The sequence below is a fragment of the Phenylobacterium sp. genome (assembly GCF_046291545.1).
Classification (GTDB): domain Bacteria; phylum Pseudomonadota; class Alphaproteobacteria; order Caulobacterales; family Caulobacteraceae; genus Phenylobacterium.
The window spans coordinates 1,212,625-1,232,781 of record NZ_JBKBSM010000001.1 but is presented as its reverse complement, the minus strand read 5'-3'; the positions used below and the strand labels follow the sequence as shown (position 1 = coordinate 1,232,781).

General features: G+C 70.7%; 17 protein-coding genes. 11 read left to right on the top strand and 6 right to left on the bottom strand.

The window, feature by feature from the left end; genetic code table 11:
• Positions 1-18: 18 nt before the first annotated feature.
• The 10 genes from ACK4YQ_RS06070 to ACK4YQ_RS06025 all read left to right on the top strand — a co-directional run bounded on the left by ACK4YQ_RS06070 (position 19) and on the right by ACK4YQ_RS06025 (position 8,220).
• Positions 19-375 carry a hypothetical protein gene (locus ACK4YQ_RS06070; RefSeq protein WP_409609300.1) on the top strand — a complete coding sequence of 119 codons (357 nt, stop codon included), beginning with the start codon at positions 19-21 and terminating at the stop codon, positions 373-375.
• An 82-nt stretch (positions 376-457) separates the two neighbouring features.
• Entirely contained in the window at positions 458-1,075 is a 618-nt protein-coding gene (locus ACK4YQ_RS06065) for a TetR/AcrR family transcriptional regulator (protein WP_409609298.1), read from the top strand.
• A gap of 9 nt (positions 1,076-1,084) precedes the next feature.
• Positions 1,085-2,131 (top strand): alpha/beta hydrolase, encoded by a 1,047-nt coding sequence (locus tag ACK4YQ_RS06060; protein WP_409609296.1) that lies wholly within the window; start codon positions 1,085-1,087, stop codon positions 2,129-2,131.
• Positions 2,131-3,114: an NADPH:quinone oxidoreductase family protein gene (locus tag ACK4YQ_RS06055; RefSeq protein WP_409609294.1), complete on the top strand. Its 984-nt coding sequence runs from the start codon at positions 2,131-2,133 to the stop codon at positions 3,112-3,114. Before ACK4YQ_RS06060 ends, ACK4YQ_RS06055 begins: the two co-directional genes overlap by 1 nt.
• A gap of 9 nt (positions 3,115-3,123) precedes the next feature.
• Entirely contained in the window at positions 3,124-3,873 is a 750-nt protein-coding gene (map, locus tag ACK4YQ_RS06050; protein ID WP_409609292.1) for a type I methionyl aminopeptidase, read from the top strand.
• A gap of 118 nt (positions 3,874-3,991) precedes the next feature.
• On the top strand, positions 3,992-4,126 hold the full coding sequence (gene rpmH / locus ACK4YQ_RS06045; RefSeq protein WP_409609290.1) for a 50S ribosomal protein L34: 135 nt from the start codon (positions 3,992-3,994) through the stop codon (positions 4,124-4,126).
• Between the two features lie 28 nt (positions 4,127-4,154).
• Positions 4,155-4,571, top strand: a complete 417-nt coding sequence (gene rnpA, locus ACK4YQ_RS06040) for a ribonuclease P protein component (protein WP_409609288.1) — start codon at positions 4,155-4,157, stop codon at positions 4,569-4,571.
• A complete protein-coding gene (gene yidC / locus ACK4YQ_RS06035) occupies positions 4,568-6,364 on the top strand; it encodes a membrane protein insertase YidC (protein WP_409609286.1) in 1,797 nt (598 codons plus the stop codon). The genes rnpA and yidC overlap by 4 nt, the downstream gene beginning before the upstream one ends.
• A complete protein-coding gene (gene yihA / locus ACK4YQ_RS06030; protein ID WP_409609284.1) occupies positions 6,361-7,008 on the top strand; it encodes a ribosome biogenesis GTP-binding protein YihA/YsxC in 648 nt (215 codons plus the stop codon). Before yidC ends, yihA begins: the two co-directional genes overlap by 4 nt.
• 69 nt (positions 7,009-7,077) lie before the next feature.
• Positions 7,078-8,220 carry an acyl-CoA dehydrogenase family protein gene (locus tag ACK4YQ_RS06025; RefSeq protein ID WP_409609282.1) on the top strand — a complete coding sequence of 381 codons (1,143 nt, stop codon included), beginning with the start codon at positions 7,078-7,080 and terminating at the stop codon, positions 8,218-8,220.
• Here ACK4YQ_RS06025 and atzF read toward each other — a convergent pair.
• The 5 genes from atzF to ACK4YQ_RS06000 are packed head-to-tail and all read right to left on the bottom strand — an operon-like array spanning position 8,217 to position 15,601.
• Positions 8,217-9,992, bottom strand: coding sequence for an allophanate hydrolase (gene atzF / locus ACK4YQ_RS06020; RefSeq protein WP_409609280.1), 1,776 nt, complete (start codon positions 9,990-9,992; stop codon positions 8,217-8,219). The genes ACK4YQ_RS06025 and atzF overlap by 4 nt on opposite strands.
• A 10-nt stretch (positions 9,993-10,002) precedes the next feature.
• On the bottom strand, positions 10,003-13,659 hold the full coding sequence (gene uca, locus ACK4YQ_RS06015; protein ID WP_409609278.1) for an urea carboxylase: 3,657 nt from the start codon (positions 13,657-13,659) through the stop codon (positions 10,003-10,005).
• A 4-nt stretch (positions 13,660-13,663) separates the two neighbouring features.
• The gene (locus tag ACK4YQ_RS06010) at positions 13,664-14,296 is read right to left on the bottom strand and encodes an urea amidolyase associated protein UAAP2 (protein ID WP_409609276.1); all 633 of its coding nucleotides are present in this window, start codon (positions 14,294-14,296) and stop codon (positions 13,664-13,666) included.
• 7 nt (positions 14,297-14,303) lie between these two features.
• Positions 14,304-15,128 (bottom strand): urea amidolyase associated protein UAAP1, encoded by an 825-nt coding sequence (locus ACK4YQ_RS06005; protein WP_409609274.1) that lies wholly within the window; start codon positions 15,126-15,128, stop codon positions 14,304-14,306.
• Positions 15,128-15,601, bottom strand: coding sequence for a CopG family ribbon-helix-helix protein (locus tag ACK4YQ_RS06000; RefSeq protein ID WP_409609272.1), 474 nt, complete (start codon positions 15,599-15,601; stop codon positions 15,128-15,130). The genes ACK4YQ_RS06005 and ACK4YQ_RS06000 overlap by 1 nt, the downstream gene beginning before the upstream one ends.
• A gap of 386 nt (positions 15,602-15,987) precedes the next feature.
• Here ACK4YQ_RS06000 and ACK4YQ_RS05995 point away from each other — a divergent pair, with 386 nt between their 5' ends.
• On the top strand, positions 15,988-16,713 hold the full coding sequence (locus ACK4YQ_RS05995; protein ID WP_409609270.1) for an EF-hand domain-containing protein: 726 nt from the start codon (positions 15,988-15,990) through the stop codon (positions 16,711-16,713).
• Between the two features lie 54 nt (positions 16,714-16,767).
• On the opposite strand, the gene ACK4YQ_RS05990 is transcribed toward ACK4YQ_RS05995, so the two are convergent.
• Positions 16,768-20,067 carry a carboxyl transferase domain-containing protein gene (locus ACK4YQ_RS05990; protein WP_409609268.1) on the bottom strand — a complete coding sequence of 1,100 codons (3,300 nt, stop codon included), beginning with the start codon at positions 20,065-20,067 and terminating at the stop codon, positions 16,768-16,770.
• Positions 20,068-20,157: the final 90 nt, after the last annotated feature.

Here is a 20,157-nt window from a genome sequence, read left to right as displayed (position 1 = left end):
TAAGCGCAGGGCGGGAGTGTGCGGCGCATGGTGCGCGAGGCGGTGCTGATTCTGAGCCTGATCCTGGCGGCGGCGTCCGCCCAGGCGCAGACGGCGGCGCCTTTGCGAGGCGCCCGGCCCGCCCTTGCCGCGGCCTCGCCCCCGCAGGGCGCCGAGACCGAGGCGGCCCCGTCCCCCGCGCCGGCGCCGGCGGCCCCGCTGGCTTCGGCGGCCTCGCCGCCGGCCGCCCTGGGCGATACGGCGGGCCAGTGCCGGCTGTCCTGCGCACAGTCCTACTACTTCTGCCTTGCCTCGGAGCTGGCGGACGACTGTCCCGGCGCCTGGAGCCAGTGCCGGGCGGCCTGCGACGCGCCCGGCGCAGTGACCGCAAGGTGACGAGACCGTCACAACGCTTGGCGTACGGTGACGCACGCCTCTAGAATGACGCCCGTCAGTTTTTTCCTGGTGCAGGGGTCCTATGTCGCAAGTCGCCTATCTGCCGGCCGGCAAGCGTGAGCAGACGAAGGTCCAGAATCGCCAGGCGATCTTGGACGCCGCACGGGCTGTGTTCGCCGAGCTGGGCTACGACAACGTCACGGTGCGCGACATCATCCGGCGCACGGGCCTGGCGGCCGGCACCTTCTACAACTACTTCAAATCCAAGGAGGAGGTGTTCGCCGCCCTGGCCGACGACGGCGCGCGGCGCTTCGCCCCGATCCTGAAGAGCCTGCGCGGCCGCTCTAACGGCTTCGAGGAGTTCGTCCGCGCCGCCATCCACGCCTACTACGGCTTCCTGGAGGTCGAGCACGCCGCCTGGGCCGAACGGCGGGCGGGCGAGCCGCACCTGCATGTCACCGGCGAGACGCCGGAGATGGCGGCCGTGTTCGCCGAGGTCCGCGGCGCCATCCTCGAGGAGATCGCCCGCGGCGGCCCGACGGCGGACCCCGATTTCCTGGCCAGCGCCTGCATCGCCATCGCCCGGGAGGTCGGCGACCGGATGCTGGAGCGGCGGCCGATCGACACCCAGGCGGCGGCGGACTTCGCAGTCACCATGATCATTTCGGGCCTGCACGGCCTGCCCAAGGCGCGAGGTTAAGGACCGTCAATGGCCAACGCCGCGGTCCAGCGCACCATTCTGAAGGCGCTGCTGTCCCTTCCCGCCCCGATCCTTCGGCTGATGTCGGGCGGCGGGGTCGTCTACCAGGGCGGTCGCACCCTGGATCCGCGGCTGCAGTTCCTGGCCGCCGCCGGCTCGCGGGCGCCGGGCCTGCACACCCTGTCACCGCCGGAAGCGCGCGCGGCCAGCGCCCAGGGGCTGGCGGTCCTGGCCGGCAAGCCCGAGCCTGGGGTGACGATGCAGCCGATGAGCGTTCCGGGCGCGGAGGGACCGATCCCGGCCCGCGCCTACCGCCCGCAGAACCAGGACCCCGCCGCACCGCTGATGGTCTACGCCCACTTCGGCGGCGGGGTGATCGGCGACCTGGACACCAGCGACGTCTTCTGCCGCATCCTGGCGCGGGTCGCCCGTTGCCCGGTCCTGTCGGTGGAATACCGTCTGGCGCCGGAACACCGGTTCCCCGCCGGCCTGGAGGACGTGCTGGCGGCCTATCGCTGGGCCCGCAGCCATGCGGCGGATTTCGGCGCCCCGGCGGACGCGGTCGCCATCGGCGGCGATTCCATGGGCGGAAACTTCGCGGCGATCGTCGCCCAGGAGATGAAGCGAAAGGGCGAGCCGCAGCCCTACCTCCAGCTCCTGATCTATCCGGCGGTGGACGTGGCCAGCGAGACGGCCTCGATGACCACCTACGCCGACGCCTATCCGCTGTCGCGCGCCACCATGGACTGGTTCATGGGGCACTACATGGGCCCGGACGCCGATCCGGCCGACCCGCGGCTGTCGCCGATCCACCAGGCGGACCTGGCGGGCCTGGCGCCCGCCGTGGTCGTGACGGCCGGGTTCGACCCGCTGGTCGACCAGGGCGAGGCCTACGCCGTGGCGCTGAAGGCGGCCGGCGTGCCGGTGGTCTATCGCTGCTACGACCGGCTGGCGCACGGCTTCACCGCCTTCACGGGCGCGGTCCCGTGCGCCGACGTGGCCTGCCGCGAGGTCGCGGGCCTGGTGCGCGAAGGCTTTGAGGGACGCATACACTGATGAGAGCGCTTGTGGTCGAGGCGCTGGCGGCGAACTACGCCGGCTGCGCGGTTAAGGAGATCGAGACGCCGGAGCCCGGTCCCGGCGAGGTGCGCGTCAAGGTGCGCGCGGCGGCCGTGAACTTCCCGGACCTTCTGCAGACCCGCGGGGAATACCAGCACAAGCCGCCCCTGCCGTTCATCCCCGGGCTCGAGGTGGCCGGCGAGGTGGACGCCCTGGGCGATGGCGTGACCAGCTGGGAGATCGGCGCGCCGGTGGTGGGGCCCGCCCGCATCGGCGGCTTTTCCGAGTACGCCGTCTCGCCCGCAGCAGCGCTGAACCCCAAGCCCGCCGGACTGAGCTGGTCGCAGGCCGCCGGCTTCGGCGCGGCCTACCTGACCGCTTACGTCGCCCTGGTCCGGCGGGCGAACGTGCAGCCTGGCGAGTGGGTGCTGGTTCACGGCGCGGCCGGCGGCGTGGGCCTGGCCTGCGTGGACCTGGCCAAGGCCCTGGGGGCGCGTGTGATCGCCGCCTCGGCCTCGGACGAGAAGCTGGCCGTGGTGGCGGCGGAATATTCGCCCGACGCCCTGGTCAACGTGACCGGCGGTTTCCGCGAAAAGGTCAAGGAGATCACCGGCGGGCGCGGGGCGGACGTGATCTACGATCCGGTCGGCGGCGACGTGTTCGACGAGAGCGTGCGCTGCATCGCCTTCGACGGGCGGCTGCTGGTGATCGGCTTCACCTCAGGCCGGATTCCCACGGTTTCGGTGAACATGCCGCTGATCAAGGGCTTTTCCGTGATGGGCGTGCGGGCCGGCGAGTACGGCCGCCAGTTCCCCGAGCGCGGTCGCGAAAACCAGAAGGCGATCTGGAAGCTGGCCGCCGAGGGCGTGGTGCGCCCGCGCGTGGACCAGGAATTCCCCCTCGACCGCTGGCGCGAGGCCTTTGACACCCTCGCCGCCCGCAAGGTGGTCGGCAAGACCATCATCAGTCCCGACCTTTGAGGACCCGCCATGACCGTCGGCAGCGAAGACGACCTGGAACGCCTGAAGACCGCCGGCCGGCTGGTGGCCCGCACGCTGGAGGCCATGGGCAAGGCCCTGGAGCCCGGGATCACCACCCGTGAGCTGGACGACCTGGGCCGCGCCATGCTGGAGCGCGAGGGCGCCCGCTCGGCGCCGGAGATCACCTATGGCTTCCCAGGCGCGACCTGCATCTCCATCGGCCCCGACGTGGCGCACGGCGTTCCGGGCGATCGGCGGGTGCAGGCCGGAGACCTGGTGAACATCGACGTTTCCGCGGAGGTCGACGGCTTCTTCGCCGACACGGGCGCCAGCTTCGCCGTGCCGCCGGTCGCGCCGAGGATCGAGCGCCTGTGCCGTGACGGCCGGCGGGCCATGTGGACCGGCATCCGGTCGGTGAAGGCCGGCGGAGCGCTGAACGAGATCGGCCGCGCCATCGAAGGTTTCGCCCAGCGCAACGGCTACACCCTGATCCGCAACCTCGCGAGCCACGGGGTGGGCCGCGCGCTGCATGAGGAGCCCACGGAACTGGCCACCTGGTATGAGCCGCAGGACAAGCGGCGCATCCACGACGGCCTCGTCTTCACCATCGAGCCGTTCCTGTCCCTCGGCGACGACTGGGTGGAGGAGACCGGCGACGGCTGGACCCTGCGCCCGCTGGGCGGGGCGCCGGCGGTGCAGTACGAACACACCCTGGTCGCCACCCCGCGCGGACCGGTGGTGGTGACGCTGGCGGCCTGAGCCCCGGGCCGGGCGGCCGATCTGGGCGGCGGCCGCCGCCGTTCGAACCACGGCCGGTTGACAGGCCGCGCCCCATCCCCTAATCACCGCCGCTCGATTTTGACCCGGAGCTACACCTGTGAAGCGGACCTTTCAGCCGTCCCGACTCGTGCGCAAGCGCCGTCACGGCTGGCGTGCGCGCATGGCCACCAAGAACGGCCAGAAGGTGATCGCCCGCCGGCGCGCCAAGGGCCGCAAGCGCCTGACCGCCTGAATCCTCGAAAGAGGATTATGGTGTCCGCGTGACGGACGCCTCGCCTGACATCCAGCGCCTGAAGACACGGCCCGAGTTCCTGGCCTGTGCGCGCGCGCCCTCGGCGGCGCGCGGAGCCGTGGTGATCCAGGCGCGGCCGCGCGAGGACGCCGATTCCCTCATCCGCGTAGGATTCACCGCCACCCGCAAGATCGGCGGGGCGGTCGTGAGAAACCGCGCCAAGCGCCGGTTGCGCGAAGCCGCCCGCGTCCTCCTGCCGCAGTTCGGGCGGCCCGGGACGGACTATGTCTTCATCGCCCGCAACGGCACGCCGGCGCGGCCCTGGCCGCGTTTGCTTGACGACGTGAAAAGCGCGCTGATAAGCCTCGCCGCCGACAGCGAGAACCGGGCCCCAGGGCCTGCGGCCCCCTCCTCCCCCTCTCCGCTTGAGCGCGCGTCTTCATGAACCAGAACAATCGCAACACGATCATCTTCGTGGTCAGCGCCGCCCTGATCCTGATCTTCTATCAGGTGTTCGTGCTGGATCCCGCAGCCAAGCGGCGCGAGCGGGAGGCCGCGCTCAACGCGCCGGCCGCCGCGGCGGGCCCGGCCGGGCGCACCGCCCCCCAGATCGCGCCTGTTCAGAAGGCGGCGACGCGCGCGGAGGCCGCCGCCGCCAGCCCCCGGGCGCCGATCTCCACGCCCGCCCTCTCCGGCTCGGTGGCCCTGCGTGGCGCGCGCATCGACGACCTCTACCTGAAGGACTACCGCCAGGAGCTGGCCGCGTCCTCGCCGCCGGTCGAACTGCTGCGCCCGGAGGGCGCCGACCACGCCTGGTTCGCCGAGTTCGGCTGGGCCGGCGCGAACCTGCCGGGCCTGCCGAACGGCGACACGCTCTGGCAGGTGGCCGAGGGCTCCACCCTCGCACCCGGCCAGCCGCTGACCCTGCGCTATGACAACGGCCAGGGCCTGGTGTTCACCCGCCGCATCGAGGTGGACGACAAGTACATGTTCACGGTGACTGACACGGTGGCCAATCTGTCGGGCCAGTCGGTGACCCTCGCCCCCTACGCCTCGGTCCAGCGCCAGGGGCTGCCGCCGGAGCTGGGCAAGAACTCGATCGTGCATGAAGGCGCGGTGGGCATGCTGGGCGCCGACAAGCTCGAGCTGAAGCTCGTGAAGTACAAGAAGTGGGCGAAGGAGGGCGGCCCGGAGGTCGCCTCCACCGGCGGATGGGTCGGCATCACCGACAAGTACTGGCTGGCCGCCCTGATCCCGAACCAGAACGAGAAGATCAAGGGCGACTTCCGCGTCACCAAGGCGCCGGGCACCGACATCTTCGAGGCCAACTTCGTCGGTGCGGCCCGCGAGATCGGCGCCGGCCGCCAGGTGACCGAGACCACCCGCTTCTTCGCCGGCGCCAAGAGCGTGCCGGTGCTGAAATCCTACGAGGAGAAGCTCGGCGCCCCGCGGTTCAGCGACGCCGTGGACTGGGGCAACCTGTGGTTCTTCACCAAGCCGATCTTCCTGTTCCTGGAATTCCTCTATCGCCACGTGGGCAACTTCGGCCTGGCGATCCTGGCCCTGACCGTCTGCGTGAAGCTCCTGTTCTTCCCGCTGGCGAACAAGAGCTATGAGTCGCTCTCGAAGATGAAGAAGATCCAGCCGCAGATGGAGGAGCTGCGCAAGAAGTACAAGGACGACCCGGCGAAGCAGCAGCAGGAGCTTCTGGGGCTCTACCAGAAGGAAAAGATCAATCCGATGATGGGCTGCCTGCCCATGCTGGTGCAGATCCCGGTGTTCTATGCGCTCTACAAGGTGCTGACCGTCACCATCGAGATGCGCCACGCGCCCTTCTTCGGCTGGATCCAGGACCTCTCCGCGCGCGACCCCTCCAGCCTCTGGAACCTCTTCGGCCTGATCCCCTACGACCCGGCGGCCCTGCCGCTGATCGGCGGGCTGATGGGCGGCCCCCTGCACCTGGGCGCCTGGGCCGTGATCTATGGGTTCACCATGTGGCTGACGACGGCCATGAACCCGCCCGCGCCGGACCCCGTGCAGCAGCGGATCTTCCAGCTGATGCCGATCATGTTCACCTTCATCATGGCGCCGTTCGCTGCGGGCCTGCTGATCTACTGGACCTGGAACAACGTCCTGACCATCGCCCAGCAGTACGTGATCATGCGCCGCTTCAAGGTGGAGAATCCGATCGACGACCTGATCGGGCGGCTGAGCGGCAAGCGCAAGGTCGTCGGGTGAGCGCCGATACGCCCTTCGACGCGGACCAGATCGAGGCCGCGCGGGTGCTGTTCGCGCGGCCGGCCGTGTTCCTGATGGGCGCGGTCTCCATCGACGGCCTGCCGCCGCCGGACCTGCCGGAGGTGGCGTTCGCCGGGCGCTCCAACGTGGGCAAGTCCTCGCTGATCAACGCCCTGGTCGGCCACAAGCACCTGGCCCGCGCCTCGAACGAGCCGGGGCGCACCCGGGAGGTGAACTTCTTTCTGCTGGACGAGAAGCTGCGCCTGGTGGACCTGCCCGGCTACGGCTTCGCCCGGGCCTCTAAGGTGGCGACCAAGAAGTTCCAGAACCTCGGCCGCGACTATCTGCGCGGGCGGCCGAACCTGAAGCGCGCCTATCTGCTGATCGATGCGCGGCACGGACTGAAGGCGGTGGACGCCGAGGCGCTGGACGCCTTCGACGCGGCGGCGGTGTCCTACCAGATCGTGCTGACCAAGGCTGACAAGCTGAAGCCGGCGGAGGTGGCCGCGGTGACCGAGCGCACCTTGAAAGCGGTGGCGAAGCGGCCCGCCGCCTTCCCCCGGGTGCTGGCCACGTCCTCGGAGAAGGGAACAGGCCTTCCCGAGCTGCGCGCCGAGATCGCCGAGGCCTGCGCCATCGGCTAGGCGCACCTAGCGGCAAGCGGCTAGAAAGGCGCAAACCGTCCAACGACGCCCGCGCCAGGGAGGCCGCGCATGCTCGACACCGCCAATCGTCCCATCTTCGACGAAGAACTGAACCTGTTCCGCGACCAGGTGCGCAAGTTCTTCGCCCAGGCGCTGACGCCCAACCTCGACCGCTGGGAAGAAGAGGGCGTGGTGGACCGTGAGTTCTGGCGCGCCTGCGGCGAGGCCGGCCTGCTGTGCCCGCAGACGCCGGCCGAGTACGGCGGGCTCGGGCTCGACTACCGCTACAACACCGTGATCGGCGAGGAGCTGACCTACGCCGGCTCCAGCGCCGGCATCACCCTGCAGTCGGACATCACCGTCGACTACATCATCAACTACGGCTCCGAGGAGCAGAAGAAGAAGTGGCTGCCCGGCATGGTGTCGGGCGAGGTGATCACCGCCATCGCCATGACCGAGCCGGGCGCCGGCTCGGACCTGCAGGGGGTGCGCACCACCGCCCGGCGCGACGGCAATCACTACGTGATCAACGGCTCGAAGACCTACATCACCAACGGCCAGAACGCCGACGTCATCATCGTCGTGGCCAAAACCGATCCGGAAAAGGGCGCCAAGGGCACCTCGCTGATCCTGGTGGAGGCGGACCGCGCCGGCTTCAAGCGTGGGCGCAACCTCGACAAGATCGGCCAGAACTCGGCCGACACCTCCGAGCTGTTCTTCGAGGACGTGCGGGTGCCGATCACCAACTGCCTCGGCGAGGAGAACCGCGGCTTCGGCTATCTGATGAACCAGCTGCCGCAGGAGCGGCTGCAGATCGCCTCCTCCGCCCAGGCCGGCGCGCAGCGCGCCTTCGACGAGGCGGTGAAGTTCACCAAGGAGCGCAAGGCGTTCGGCCAGACGGTGTTCGACTTCCAGAACACGCGCTTCACCCTGGCCGCGCTGAAGGCCAAGCTGCAGGCCGGGTGGGCGCACCTGGACTGGTGCATCGCCCGGCACCTGAAGAAGGAGCTGACCGCGGCGGAAGCCTCGGCCGCCAAGCTCTTCCACACCGAGCTGCAGTGGGAGGCCTGCGACACGGCCCTGCAGCTGCACGGCGGCGCGGGCTACATGAACGAATATCCGATCGCCCGCATGTGGCGCGACGCGCGGGTGCAGCGGATCTACGGCGGCACCAGCGAGATCATGAAGGAAGTCGTCGCCCGCTCGATCTAGCCGCGCGAGGCCACGTAGGCGCGCCAGCCGCCGAAGGCGGTGACGTCCTCGGCCCCGGCCGTAGCGCGGGGCTCGGCGACGAAGCCCTTGACCTGGGAGCCGTCCTCCAGGGTCACCGTGCCGATGGCCAGGGGCGGCGGCACCTCGGCCACGAAGGAGCCGAACTCGGCGACCCCGAGCTCGTAGACCTCCACCTCCAGGGCCGCCCCGCCGTCGCCGACATGGATCAGGGCGGGCTTGACGGGCGTGGCGGCGGTCATGGCGTAGAGCCTGTAGACGGGGGCGGTCGTCGTGCGGGCGGCCAGGCGGGCGTCGCGCGAGGTCAACTGCCAGTGCAGCGGCATGCCCGCCAGGTGCGCGCCGACCACGCACAGCTTCACGGTCTGCGGTTTGCCGTCGACGTCGAGGGCGGGCGATTGCGGCATGGGGGCGATCTCCTCGTAGCGGGCGGCCAGGGCCAGGAGCCGGGCGTCGGCGAAGGCCGGGCCGATCAGGGTGACGCCGAAGCCCGTGCCGTTGGCGCGGAAGCCGGCGGGCACGGCCACGGCGCTCATGTCGAGCAGGTTCACGAAGTTGGTGTAGAGGCCGAGGTTGGCGTTGAGCGCGAAGGGCTCGGCCAACACCTCGGCGATCCGGTAGATGGTGGGGGCGGTCGGCAGCAGCAGGACGTCTGCCGCCGCCCACACCGCCTCGGCGGCGCGGGCGTGGTCGGCGAGCTCGTAGATCGCCTTGAAGGTATCGACGCCGGAGACGCCGAAGCCGCCCTGCAGGATCGCGCGCACCACCGGATGCACGGCGGTCGGGCTGGTGCGCAGCAGGTCCTCGACGGCCGCGGTGCGTTCGGCCACCCAGGGGCCGGAATAGAGCAGGCGTGCGGCGGCGAGCAGGGGCTCGACGTCCACCTCGACCTTGCGCCCGCCCATTGCGACAAGGCGGGCGACGGCGACGGCGAACAGGTCCTCGGCCTCCAGGTCGCCGAAGAACTGAAGCTGAGCCGAGCGCGGGACGGCGAAGGTGAACGCCTCTTCAAGGGGGGCGGGCCCCGGCGCTTCGCGGCGCGACCAGGAATCCAGCGGATCAAAACCGGCGACCACGGAATCGACCAGGGCCGCGTCGCCGGCGTGCGGGGTGAAGACGGTGATGCAGTCGAGGGACCGGCAGGCGGGAACCAGCCCCCGGGCGCTCCAGCGTCCCCTGGTCGGCTTCCAGCCCACCAGATCGTTGAAGGCGGCGGGAACGCGGCCTGAGCCGGCGGTGTCGGTGCCAAGGGCGAAGGCGACGAGGCCGGCGCCCACCGCCACCGCCGAGCCCGAACTCGAGCCGCCGCTGACATAGGCGCGGTTGAACACGCAGCCCGGCGCGCCATAGGGGCTGCGCGCGCCGACGAGCCCCGTGGCGAACTGGTCCAGATTGGTCTTGCCCATCAGAACCGCCCCTGCCGCCTCCAGCCGCTCGATGACCTCGGCCGACCGCTTCGGGCGATAGGCGTAGGATGGACATGCCGCCGTGGTCGGCAGGCCGGCGGCGTCGATGTTGTCCTTCACGGCGAAGGGGACGCCGGCCAGCGGCAGGCTCTCGCCGGCGGCGATGCGGGCGTCGACGGCGCGGGCCTTCGCCAAGACCGCCTCCGCAGGCGGCCGCTCGATCCAGGTCTGCGGCTGGACGGCGTCGTAGGCGGCGATACGGGCCAGGGCGTCGCGGGCCACCGCCTCGGCGGAGCGAACGCCCGAGGCGACCTCGGCGGCGATGGTGCGGGCGGAGGGACGGTCCATGGGCGGCGCCTCAGGCCGGTTCCAGGGCGATCATCGGCGCGCCGGGCGCGATCGGCTGACGCTCCTGGGCGTAGACTTGGCGGACCACGCCGGCGGCGGGACTCGGCACGTCGCACTCGGTCTTCATGGCCTCGATAACGGCGATGATCGCGCCCTTCTCCACCCGGTCGCCCGGCTGGACCAGCATCTTCCAGACGCTGCCGCCGAGGGGCGCCTCGATCAGGTCGGCCCCTTCGGGCGCCTCGATGGCGACGGCTTCGGCCGCGGCGTCGTCGGCTCCGGCGAGGGCTTCGAGGCGGGCGAACTCTCCCCTCGCCTCCCAATCGGCGCGCTCGGCGTCGAAGGCAGCCTGCCGGGCCGACTGGAAACGGGCGATGTCCTCGGCGTTGTCCTCAAGGAAGCGGCGGTAGTCCGACAGGCGGAAGGTGTCGGCCTCGATCCTGATCTCTCGCCGGCCCAGCGGGAAGTCCCGCCGCCACTCGACGAGTTCCTCGGCGCTGACCGGAAAGAATCGGATCTGGTCGAAGAAGCGCAGGAGCCAGGGCTTGCCTTCGATGAAGGCCGAGGTCTGACGCCAACTGTTCCACACCTGGATCGTGCGGCCGAACAGCTGGTAGCCGCCCGGACCTTCCATGCCGTAGATGCACATGTAGGCGCCGCCGACGCCCACCACGTTCGGCGGGGTCCAGGTGCGGGCGGGGTTGTACTTGGTCGTCACCAGGCGATGGCGCGGGTCCACCGGCGTGGCGACCGGCGCCCCGAGGTAGACATCGCCCAGGCCCATCACCAGGTAGCGGGCGTCGAAGACGATGCGGTGCACGTCTTCCTCGCTGGCCAGGCCGTTGATGCGCCGGATGAACTCGATGTTGTCCGGACACCAGGGCGCGTCGTCCCGCACCGAGGCCATGTACTTGTCGATGGTCTCGTAGATGGCCGGGTCCTTCCAGGAGAGCGGAAGGTGCACCACCCGCGAGGGGATCTCGAAGTCGTCCAGCCCGCCCAGGCGGTCCTCGGCGTCCGCCAGGGCCCGCAGCAGCCGGTTCTGCGGCAGGACCCGGCTGTCGTAGTGCACCTGCAGGGATCGGATGCCGGGGGTGATGTCGATGACGCCGACCAGGTCCAGCGCCCGAAGCTCGAGCATCAGGGCGTGGATGCGCAGGCGCAGCTCCAGGTCCAGGACGATCGGGCCATACTCGACCAGCAGGTGGCGGTCGCCCTGGCGGCGGTAGGTGACCGTAGGGCGGTGGCCCTGCGCCGGGATGGTCCCCAGGATGGGCGAGAAGACCCCCTCCGTCGGCTTCGCCGCCACCTCCCCCGGCGCTCGCTGCTCCCCCGCTGGGGGAGTTGTCCCGGAGGGGCTGAGGGGAACCGACAAGGCCTCGACGAGCCGGTCCTGCTCGACCTCGGCCGCCACGGCCTCGGCGTCGCTAACCACCTCGAAGCGCACCGTGTCGCCTGGGGCAAGCTGGCCCACCTTCCAGAGGTCGGCCTGAATCACCACCAGGGGACAGACGAAGCCGCCAAGGGAAGGGCCGTCCGGCCCCAGGATGATCGGCATGTCGCCGGTGAAGTCGATCGCGCCGATGGCGTAGGCGTTGTCGTGGATGTTGGAGGGGTGCAGCCCCGCTTCGCCGCCGTCGCGGCGGGCCCACTGCGGCTTGGGCCCGATCAGGCGCACGCCGGTCCTGTTGGAGTTGTAGTGCACGCGCCATTCGGCGGTGCGGACCATCTCGATGTCGTCGGGGGTGAAGAAGTCCGGCGCCCCGTGGGGGCCGTAGAGGACCTGGACGGTCCAGGTCTTCACGAGCTGCGGGCGGGCGCGCGGGTCCAGGGGCGGCTCGACGCCGGCGCCGTCCGCGTGAGCCAGGTGCAGCACGTCGCCCGCCGACAAGGCCCGACCCGCATGGCCGCCAAAGCCGCCGAGGGTGAAGCTGGAGCGGCTGCCGAGGAAGGCCGGGACGTCGAGGCCGCCCTGCACCAGGAGATAGGCCCGAAGGCCCGCGCCCTTCACGCGTCCAAGCTTCAGGGTCTGGCCCGCATGCACGGCGAAGGGGGCGTAGGCCTCGACCGGCGCGCCGTCGAGGCTGGCGTCCAGTTCCGCGCCCGTCAGGCAGACGACCGCCTCGTGGTTGAAGAGCAGCGTGGGGCCGAGGGCGGTGATCTCTAGGCCAGCGGCCGACCCCGGGTTGCCCAGGAGGCGATTGCCCAGGCGAAAGGCCAGGGCGTCCATCGGCCCGGAGGGCGGCACGCCGACGTCCCAATAGCCAAGTCGGCCGGGATGGTCCTGAACCGTCGTGGAGGGCCCGCCGCTGAGCACACGGATGGTCCTTGGCTCGTAGGAGATGGTCGCCAGGGCGCGGGTGGAGACTTGGCCGGTCTCGAACACTTCCGATCGGGCCACCTGGCGCAGCCAGTCGAGGTTGGTCTCCAGTCCCGACAGGCGGGTGGCGTCCAGCGCCTGCTGCAGAGCCTTCACCGCGGCCGGGCGGTCCGGCGCGGTGACGATCAGCTTGGCGAGCAGAGGGTCGTAGAAGGCCGAGACCTCCGCCCCGTCCGCCACCCAGGCGTCGACACGGGCCTCGGCGGGAAACCGCACCTGGGTCAGGCGTCCGGAGCTCGGCCTGTAGTCCTGGCCGGGGTCCTCGGCATAGAGGCGGGCCTGGATGGATGCGCCCTGCGGCGCCGGCGCCCCCGAATCCATGAACGAGAAATCGCCCGCGGCGCCGCGGATCATCCATTCCACCAGGTCGACTCCGGTGACCTGTTCGGTCACCCCGTGCTCCACCTGCAGGCGGGTGTTCACCTCGAGGAAGAAGAAGTCGTCGCGATCAGCGTCGTAGAGGAATTCGACCGTGCCGGCCGAGCGGTAGCGGGCCGCCTGGCCCAGGCGCACGGCCGCGCCCATCAGGGCCTGGCGCGTGGCGGGCGGCAGGTGCGGCGCAGGGGTCTCCTCAACGACCTTCTGGTTGCGTCGCTGCAGCGAACAGTCGCGTTCGCCGAGGGCGATCACCCGGCCCTCGCCGTCGCCGAAGATCTGCACCTCGATGTGGCGGGCCTGGCGCACATAGCGTTCGAGGAACACGCCGGCGTCGGCGAAGTTGGAGGCGCCCAGCCGCGCGACCTGGGCGAAGGCATCGGCCACCGCGGCTTCGTCCTCGCAGACCCGCATGCCGATGCCTCCGCCCCCGGCGGTGGCCTTGAGGATCACTGGGAAGCCGATCTCCCGCGCCGCCCGAACCGCATCCTCGGCGTCGGTGAGCAGGTCGGTGCCCGGCGCCAGCGGCACGCCATGGGCGCGGGCCAGGTCGCGGGCGGCGTGTTTGAGGCCGAAGGCGCGGATGTTGTCGGAGGTCGGCCCGATGAAGGCGATCCCGGCCGCTTCGCACGCCTCGGCGAATCCGGTGTTCTCGCTGAGGAAGCCGTAGCCTGGATGGATCGCCTCGGCCCCCGTGGCTTTCGCCGCAGCGAGGATCGCTTCCACGTTGAGATAGCTGTCGGCCGCCGGCGCGGGACCGACGCGGACGGCCTGGTCCGCCTGGCTGACGTGCAGGGAGCCGGCGTCCGCGTCGGAGAACACCGACACCGAGCCCACGCCCATTTTCCTCAGCGTACGGATTATACGACAGGCGATAGCGCCGCGGTTTGCGATCAGGACCTTGGTGAACACGCCGCTATTCCGCGATGATCATGCGCACCGGCGTCGGATTGAAGCCGTTGCAGGGGTTGTTGATCTGCGGGCAGTTGGAGACCACGGCCACGAGGTCCATCTCCGCCCGGATGTCGACGTAGAGTCCCGGCGCCGAGATGCCGTCGACGATGCCGAGGGCGCCGTCCGCCTCGACCGGCACGTTCATGAACCAGTTGATGTTGGAGACCATGTCCCGCTTGCCGCGGCCATGGCGGGCGTTGGCCTGCAGGAAGTTCTCGACGCAGGCGTGCTGGGCCTTTGTGTGATGGCCATAGCGCAGGGTGTTGCTTTCGCAGCTGCAGGCCCCGCCGATGGTGTCGTGATAGGCGACGGAGGTGGCGGCCACCACGGCCATGGGCCGGCCCTCGTTGGACATCAGCACCGAGCCGGTCCTGAGAAAGATGTTCCCCTGGGCGGCGATGGTGTCCTGGGCGCTGTAGCGCTCGGCGTCGTCGGCCAGGGCGTACATCAGGAAATCCACCGCCTGGTTGCCCTCAAGGTCGACGATGCGCAGGGTCTGGCCCTTGCGCACCACATGGTCCCAGGGAGCGCGGGCGGGGACGATCTGGTCCAGGACGATGGAGCCGGCGAGCCCCTGGAGCGCGGTTTCGGTCATGGCGTCCTCAGCGGCGCAGGTCGTCTTCGACGTTCAGGAAGGCCCGCATGCCTTCCGGCGTGGCGTTGCGGATGGGGTCGTCCTGCGGCGTCGCCGGACCACGCCAGGCGAGCACGCGGGCGGGCGTGACCGTGTAGGCCGGCCGGGGGTCGAGCACGTGCGGGCAATTGGCCAGGACGACGATCACATCCATCTCGGCGCGGAGCGTCACCTGCCGGCCGGGGGCGAAGGGGCCGGATTCGAGAACCGTCGATCCGTCCGCGCCGATGCGCACGCCCTTGAACCAGTTGACGCACGGGTGGATGTCCCGCGCCCCGAGGCCGAACTTGGCGACGCCCAGCTTGAACCGGTCGCGGGCGTTGGGGTGCGGCCCCCAATTGTCGCCCTCGCCGTAGCGGCGGGCGTTGGACGCGGCGTTCGAGGCGCCGCAGAAGGCGTCGTGCGTCGCGGCCGTGTCTTCAAGGACGCTCGCCAGCACCTTGCCCATGTCGGACAACAGCAGCCGCCCGGCGCCGAGGTAGGCGTTCCACTGGACCTTGACGGTGTCGGCCACGTTCAGCCGCTCGACCGGGCGCTCGGCGTTGAAAAGCAGCATGGAGACGCAGGCGTCGCCCCTCAGGTCCACCAGCCGCAGGCGCGCGCCGCGGTTCAGCCGCTTGGCCGCATAGCCGCCTGGCGCGATGGTCTCGGCCCAGACCATGTCGGCGGCGGCCACGCCGTCGGGAATGTCCTCGGCGGCGCCGGGCGGCAGGGTGGGCATCGCCTCCACCCGTGTCCCGCCCTGGGCGCGGGCGTGGGCCCGGGCGGCGTAGGGATCTGCCGTGCTGCTCATCAGGCGCGCCTCGCGCTGGCGGGCTCCGCCTCGCCGTGCGCGTGCAGCGGCGGCAGGAGCGCGGTGGTGGTGACAAGCTTGATCTGCTGCACCCCGCGGATCTTGCGGAGTTCGTCGCACAGAGCCTGGAGACGTTCCGAAGGCCCTTGGACGAGGAGGACTTCCAGCGACTGGTCGTCCTCCAGGAAGACGTGCTGGGAGGAGATCACCTCCTTCAGATAGGCCTGCTGGGCCTGGGCCAGGGCGCTGCGCACGCGGCCGCGCTCGGCCCGGTAGATCAGGGTGAGCGTGCCGGCCAGGACGGCCCCCGCACGGCCTTCCTGATGCTCGGCGAGTTCGTGGCGGATCAGCTCTGCGATCATCTGCGAGCGGCTGGGCAGGGCGCGCTCGGCGACCATGGCGTCGAGCTGTGCCAGGAGGTCGGCCGGCAGGCTGACGCTGAGGCGTGCGAGCTGTGAGACATCTGTGCTCATGGGGCGATCCTGGCTCCGGTATTACGAAGAGTGAAATTCGTAATACGTGGCGAGCCGCCCGACAGCCAAGGCGCCGCAGGCTTGGGCGCCTGGAGCGGCGGCTGCCTAGTTCGTTCGCACGCACAAGCGCCGGCGGGACGCGCCCACACTGTAAATTAGACGTTACAAATCATGGCGCATCGGATACACAGAATGCATCTGACATTACAATATACATCTCACGCGATCTCAAGTCGCGGCAGGATTTTTACTGCACAATACTTGCATTAATACGGACGCTCTGCATGCCGAGCCACGGCGCGTTCGAGGCCAGCGACAGGGCGTTCACGTCGCCACCGATTGGAGATCCCATGCAAATCGGTTCAACATCAACGAGTTACGCAGGAATGGAGCTGCAGCGCCTGCTGGGTCTGCAGTCAGGCTCCAAGTCCTCGTCCACTGGGCAGAACATGCCCAACGGGTCGTCTGGGGCAATTCCTTCCGGGCCGCCGCCGGGACCGCCGCCCCAGCGGATGCAGGAGGCCTCCGGCCAGTTCGCCGGGGACACCCTGTCCTCGCTCCTGTCCAGCCAGGAGCAGCCTTCGGCGTCCGACCTTGTCTCGGACCTGATCAGCGCCGCCGACACGGACGACGACGGGGCGCTCAGCGCCGAGGAGATCTCGACAGCGATCTCCGGCGCCGGCGGCCTGGCCGACGTCTCGTCGCTCTCAAGCGCGATCGCCAAGCTCGACTCCAGCGGCGACGGCCTTCTGAGCGCCGACGAGCTGACCTCGGCGATCGAGTCGCGGATGGCCGAGTTCGGCATGCCGCCCGGAGGGCCGCCGTCGTCCGCGGACATGGCCTCCGACCTTCTGAGCTCGGCGGACGAGGACGAGGACGGCCAGCTCAGCGTCGACGAGATCACCTCGGCGATCTCTCAGGCGGGAGGAACCTCCGGCTCCGAGGACGTCGCCTCGGCGGTGAGCCAGCTCGACACCAACGGCGACGGCTTCGTCAGCGCCGACGAACTGGCCGCCGCGATCGAGCAGTCCTTCGCCCAGATGGCGTCCAGCGCCTATCAGGCGGCTCAGGAGTCCGCCACCGAGACCACCACGACGGCGGAAGCCGCCTGATCCTGGACGGCCCTCGCGTCCGCAAAGCCGGGACCGGGGGCCGTCACATCGGCCTCACCACACGTCCACGAACGGCCGCTTCTTGCCCGGACCATGGGGTGGGACGGGGCACGCCTTCAGTCCCCGCACGATCCAGGCTCGCGTCTCGGCCGGATCGATGACCGCATCGATCTCCACCACCGAGGCGACGCTGAGCGCCTTGCCGTTCTCGTACATGCGCCCGACCAGTTTCTCGAACAGCGCCTGGCGGGCGGCGGGGTCGCTCTCGGCCTCCAGTTCCTTGCGATAGCCCAGCCGCACCGCGCCCTCCAGGCCCATCGGCCCGAACTCGGCGGTGGGCCAGGCGAGCGTCATGGCGGCCGCCGAGAAGTCCCCGCCGGTCATGGCCTGCGCGCCGAGGCCGTATCCCTTGCGCAGGACCACGGCGAACAGCGGCACGGTAAGGCTCGTGGCGGTGACGAACAGGCGCGAGCCCCGGCGGATGGCGGCCGTCTCCTCGCTCTGCGGCCCCACCATGAAGCCGGGCGTATCGCAGAGCGACAGCACGGGCACGTCGAAGGCGTCGCACAACTGCATGAACCGCGCGCCCTTCTCCGCGCCTTCGGAATCGATCGCGCCGCCCAGATGGCGGGGATCGTTGGCGATCAGGCCCAGGGGCCGGCCCTCGATGCGGACGAAGGCGGTGATCATGCCCACCCCATAGCCGCCCCGCAGCTCTAGGAAACTGCCCTCGTCTGCCAGGGTGCGGATCACCTCGCGCACGTCATAGGCGCGCACGCGGTTCTCGGGGATCAGGTGGCGAAGGAGGCGCTGGTCGGCGCAGGTCCAGGCCTTCACGGGACCCTGGAACATGCCCAGCACCTGCTTGGCCGCGGCGGTCGCCGCCGCCTCGTCCTCGACCAGCAGATCCAGGGCGCCGTTCTTCCACTGAACGTCGGAGGGGCCGATCTCGTCGGGTGTGAAGACGCCAAGCCCTCCGCCCTCGATCATGGCCGGCCCGCCCAGGCCGATGTTGGAATAGCGCGTGGCGATGGTGACGTCGGCGCAGCCGAAGAACACCGCGTTGCCCGCAAAGCACCGCCCGGAATTGATGGCGATGCGCGGCGCCAGGCCCGACAGCCGGGCGAAGGTGGTGAAGCTGGTGGTGTCGAGGGACGAGGCCGACATCGCCCCGCCGTCTACATCGCCCGGACGGCCGCCGCCGCCCTCGGTGTACCAGACGACCGGCGCCTTCCAGTGCTCGGCGAACTCCAGGATGCGGTCAGTCTTCTTGTGGTTGAAGGCGCCCTGGGTGCCGGCCAGCACGGTGTAGTCGTAGGCGAGGCCCACGCAGCGCGCCTTGTCCGGGCCGAACAGCGCGCCGTTGACCTCGCCGACCCCCACGACGATCCCGTCCGCCGGCGTATTGACCTGCAGGTCCTCCAGCGAACGGCGCCGGCGCTGGGCCGCGACCGCCATGGCGCCGACCTCGCTGAAGCTGCCGGGGTCGAACAGGTCGTCGAGGTTCTCCCGGGCGGTGCGCTGGCCGGTCTTGCGCCGGCGGGCGACCGCGGCGGGGCGGGCGGCGTCCAGGGTTAGGGCGTGGCGGGCGATCACCTCGGCGAGATCGGGGCGGATATGGTCAACATCGAGAGCCTGCGCCTCCACCGCCGCGTCGACGTGCTCGCCGGGCTCGATGAAGAGCAGCGCCTCGCCGGCGTCCACCGTCTCTCCCGGCGCGGCCGCCACGGCCCGCACCCGTCCCGCCACCGGCGCCAGGACCAGGTGCTGCATCTTCATGGCTTCCAGCACGGCGACCGCTTGGCCGGCGCGAACCTCCTGGCCCTCGGCCACCTCGAAGCCGACGACGGTGGCGCGCAGCGGCGCTTCGGCGCCGACCGTCCCCTCCGGCGCCGGACGGGCAGGTCCGCGCGTCGGCGCGGAGGCGGCCGCAGCCTCCTCCTTCGGCTCGGCGGCCGCGATTTCCAGGGCGCGGGCGGCCAGGGCCGCGGCGTGGGTCTCCAGGAAGGTGGTCGTGGCCCGCCCCTGCGCCGCCTCCGGCGTCTCGAGCACGGCGCGCAACAGCGGCAGGTTGGTCCCCACACCGGTCAGCCGGAATTCGGCGGCGGCGCGGCGCGCCTTGGTGATCGCGCTCTCCAGGTCGGGGACGGGGCTATGGACGATCACCTTGGCGATCAGGGAGTCGAAGGCCGCGCTGGTGCGGTAGCCGCCATAGCCGTAGCCGTCGACCCGCACCCCCGGGCCGGACGGCGGCTCGTAGCGGCCGATGACGCCGCCGGCGCCGCTGGCCACCGCGCCATCGGCGCCCAGAGTCTCGAGGTTGACCCTCAGCTGCACGGCGCAGCCGGCGGCCGGCGGAACACCTTGCGCCAGGCCCAGGTCGGCGAGGTTCTCGCCACCGGCGATGCGGAGCTGGATCTGCACGAGGTCCAGGCCGGTGACGGCCTCGGTCACGGTGTGCTCCACCTGGAGCCGGGCGTTCGCCTCGATGAAGGCGAAGGTGGCGCCGTCATCTGCGTCCAGGAGGAATTCGAAGGTCGCCAGGCCGTTGTACCGGGCGGCGCCGGCCATCGTCAGGGCGGCCTCGGCCATGGCCGCGCGGGTCGCCCCCGAAAGGCCGGGCGCCGGGGCGATCTCCACGAGCTTCTGGTGGCGGCGCTGGATCGAGCACTCGCGGTCGTGAGCGGCGACCACGGCCCGGCCGTCGCCGATCACCTGCACCTCGATGTGGCGGGCGTTGCGGATCAGGCGCTCGGCGTAGAGAGACGGATCGCCGAACGCCGCCTCGGCCTCGCGCGCGCAGGCCTCGAAGGCGGTGGTCAGGTCCTCGCCCGGCTCGACCCGGCGCATGCCGCGGCCGCCGCCGCCGGCGACCGCCTTGATCATCACCGCCGCCTGCGGACCCAGCCGCTCCTGGAAGGCGCGCACCGCCGCAAGGGTGGCTCCGCCCTCGACGCCGGCCAGCAGCGGCACGCCGAGTTCGGCCGCCAGGGCGCGGGCGCGGCTCTTGTCGCCGAAGAGGTCGAGCGCGTCCGGGTCGGGGCCGACGAACACCAGGCCCGCGGCCTGGCACGCGCGGGCGAAGGCGGCGCTTTCGGCCAGAAAGCCGTAGCCCGGATGGACCGCATCGCAGCCGGCGGCGCGGGCGGCGGCGATCATGGCGTCGATGTCCAGGTACGCCCGAGGCCCGACGCCCTTGAGGGCGACCGAATCATCGGCCAGGCGGACATGGAGCGACGCCGCATCGTCTTCGGAGAAGGCCGCGACGCTGCTCAGGCCGAGGTCGGCGCAGGCGCGGGCGATGCGGATCGCGATCTCCCCCCGGTTGGCGATCAGCACGCTCTTGATCGGCATTCCCCGGCGTCCTCCGTCTATCTGTTCTTGCAGGCGGCGATCGTTGTCGCCCGCCGCCGCAGATTTGAACAGCCGTTTGAGGCGGAAGGC

Excerpts from the sequence above, each read along its gene's own strand:
- ACK4YQ_RS05990 (WP_409609268.1), bottom strand. The coding sequence starts at position 20,067 with ATGCCGATCAAGAGCGTGCTGATCGCCAACCGGGGGGAGATCGCGATC.
- ACK4YQ_RS06000 (WP_409609272.1), bottom strand. The coding sequence starts at position 15,601 with ATGAGCACAGATGTCTCACAGCTCGCACGCCTCAGCGTCAGCCTGCCG.
- ACK4YQ_RS05995 (WP_409609270.1), top strand. The coding sequence starts at position 15,988 with ATGGAGCTGCAGCGCCTGCTGGGTCTGCAGTCAGGCTCCAAGTCCTCG.
- atzF (WP_409609280.1), bottom strand. The coding sequence starts at position 9,992 with ATGGACCGTCCCTCCGCCCGCACCATCGCCGCCGAGGTCGCCTCGGGC.
- ACK4YQ_RS06060 (WP_409609296.1), top strand. The coding sequence starts at position 1,085 with ATGGCCAACGCCGCGGTCCAGCGCACCATTCTGAAGGCGCTGCTGTCC.
- map (WP_409609292.1), top strand. The coding sequence starts at position 3,124 with ATGACCGTCGGCAGCGAAGACGACCTGGAACGCCTGAAGACCGCCGGC.
- ACK4YQ_RS06010 (WP_409609276.1), bottom strand. The coding sequence starts at position 14,296 with ATGACCGAAACCGCGCTCCAGGGGCTCGCCGGCTCCATCGTCCTGGAC.
- ACK4YQ_RS06065 (WP_409609298.1), top strand. The coding sequence starts at position 458 with ATGTCGCAAGTCGCCTATCTGCCGGCCGGCAAGCGTGAGCAGACGAAG.
- ACK4YQ_RS06025 (WP_409609282.1), top strand. The coding sequence starts at position 7,078 with ATGCTCGACACCGCCAATCGTCCCATCTTCGACGAAGAACTGAACCTG.
- ACK4YQ_RS06055 (WP_409609294.1), top strand. The coding sequence starts at position 2,131 with ATGAGAGCGCTTGTGGTCGAGGCGCTGGCGGCGAACTACGCCGGCTGC.
- ACK4YQ_RS06005 (WP_409609274.1), bottom strand. The coding sequence starts at position 15,128 with ATGAGCAGCACGGCAGATCCCTACGCCGCCCGGGCCCACGCCCGCGCC.
- yidC (WP_409609286.1), top strand. The coding sequence starts at position 4,568 with ATGAACCAGAACAATCGCAACACGATCATCTTCGTGGTCAGCGCCGCC.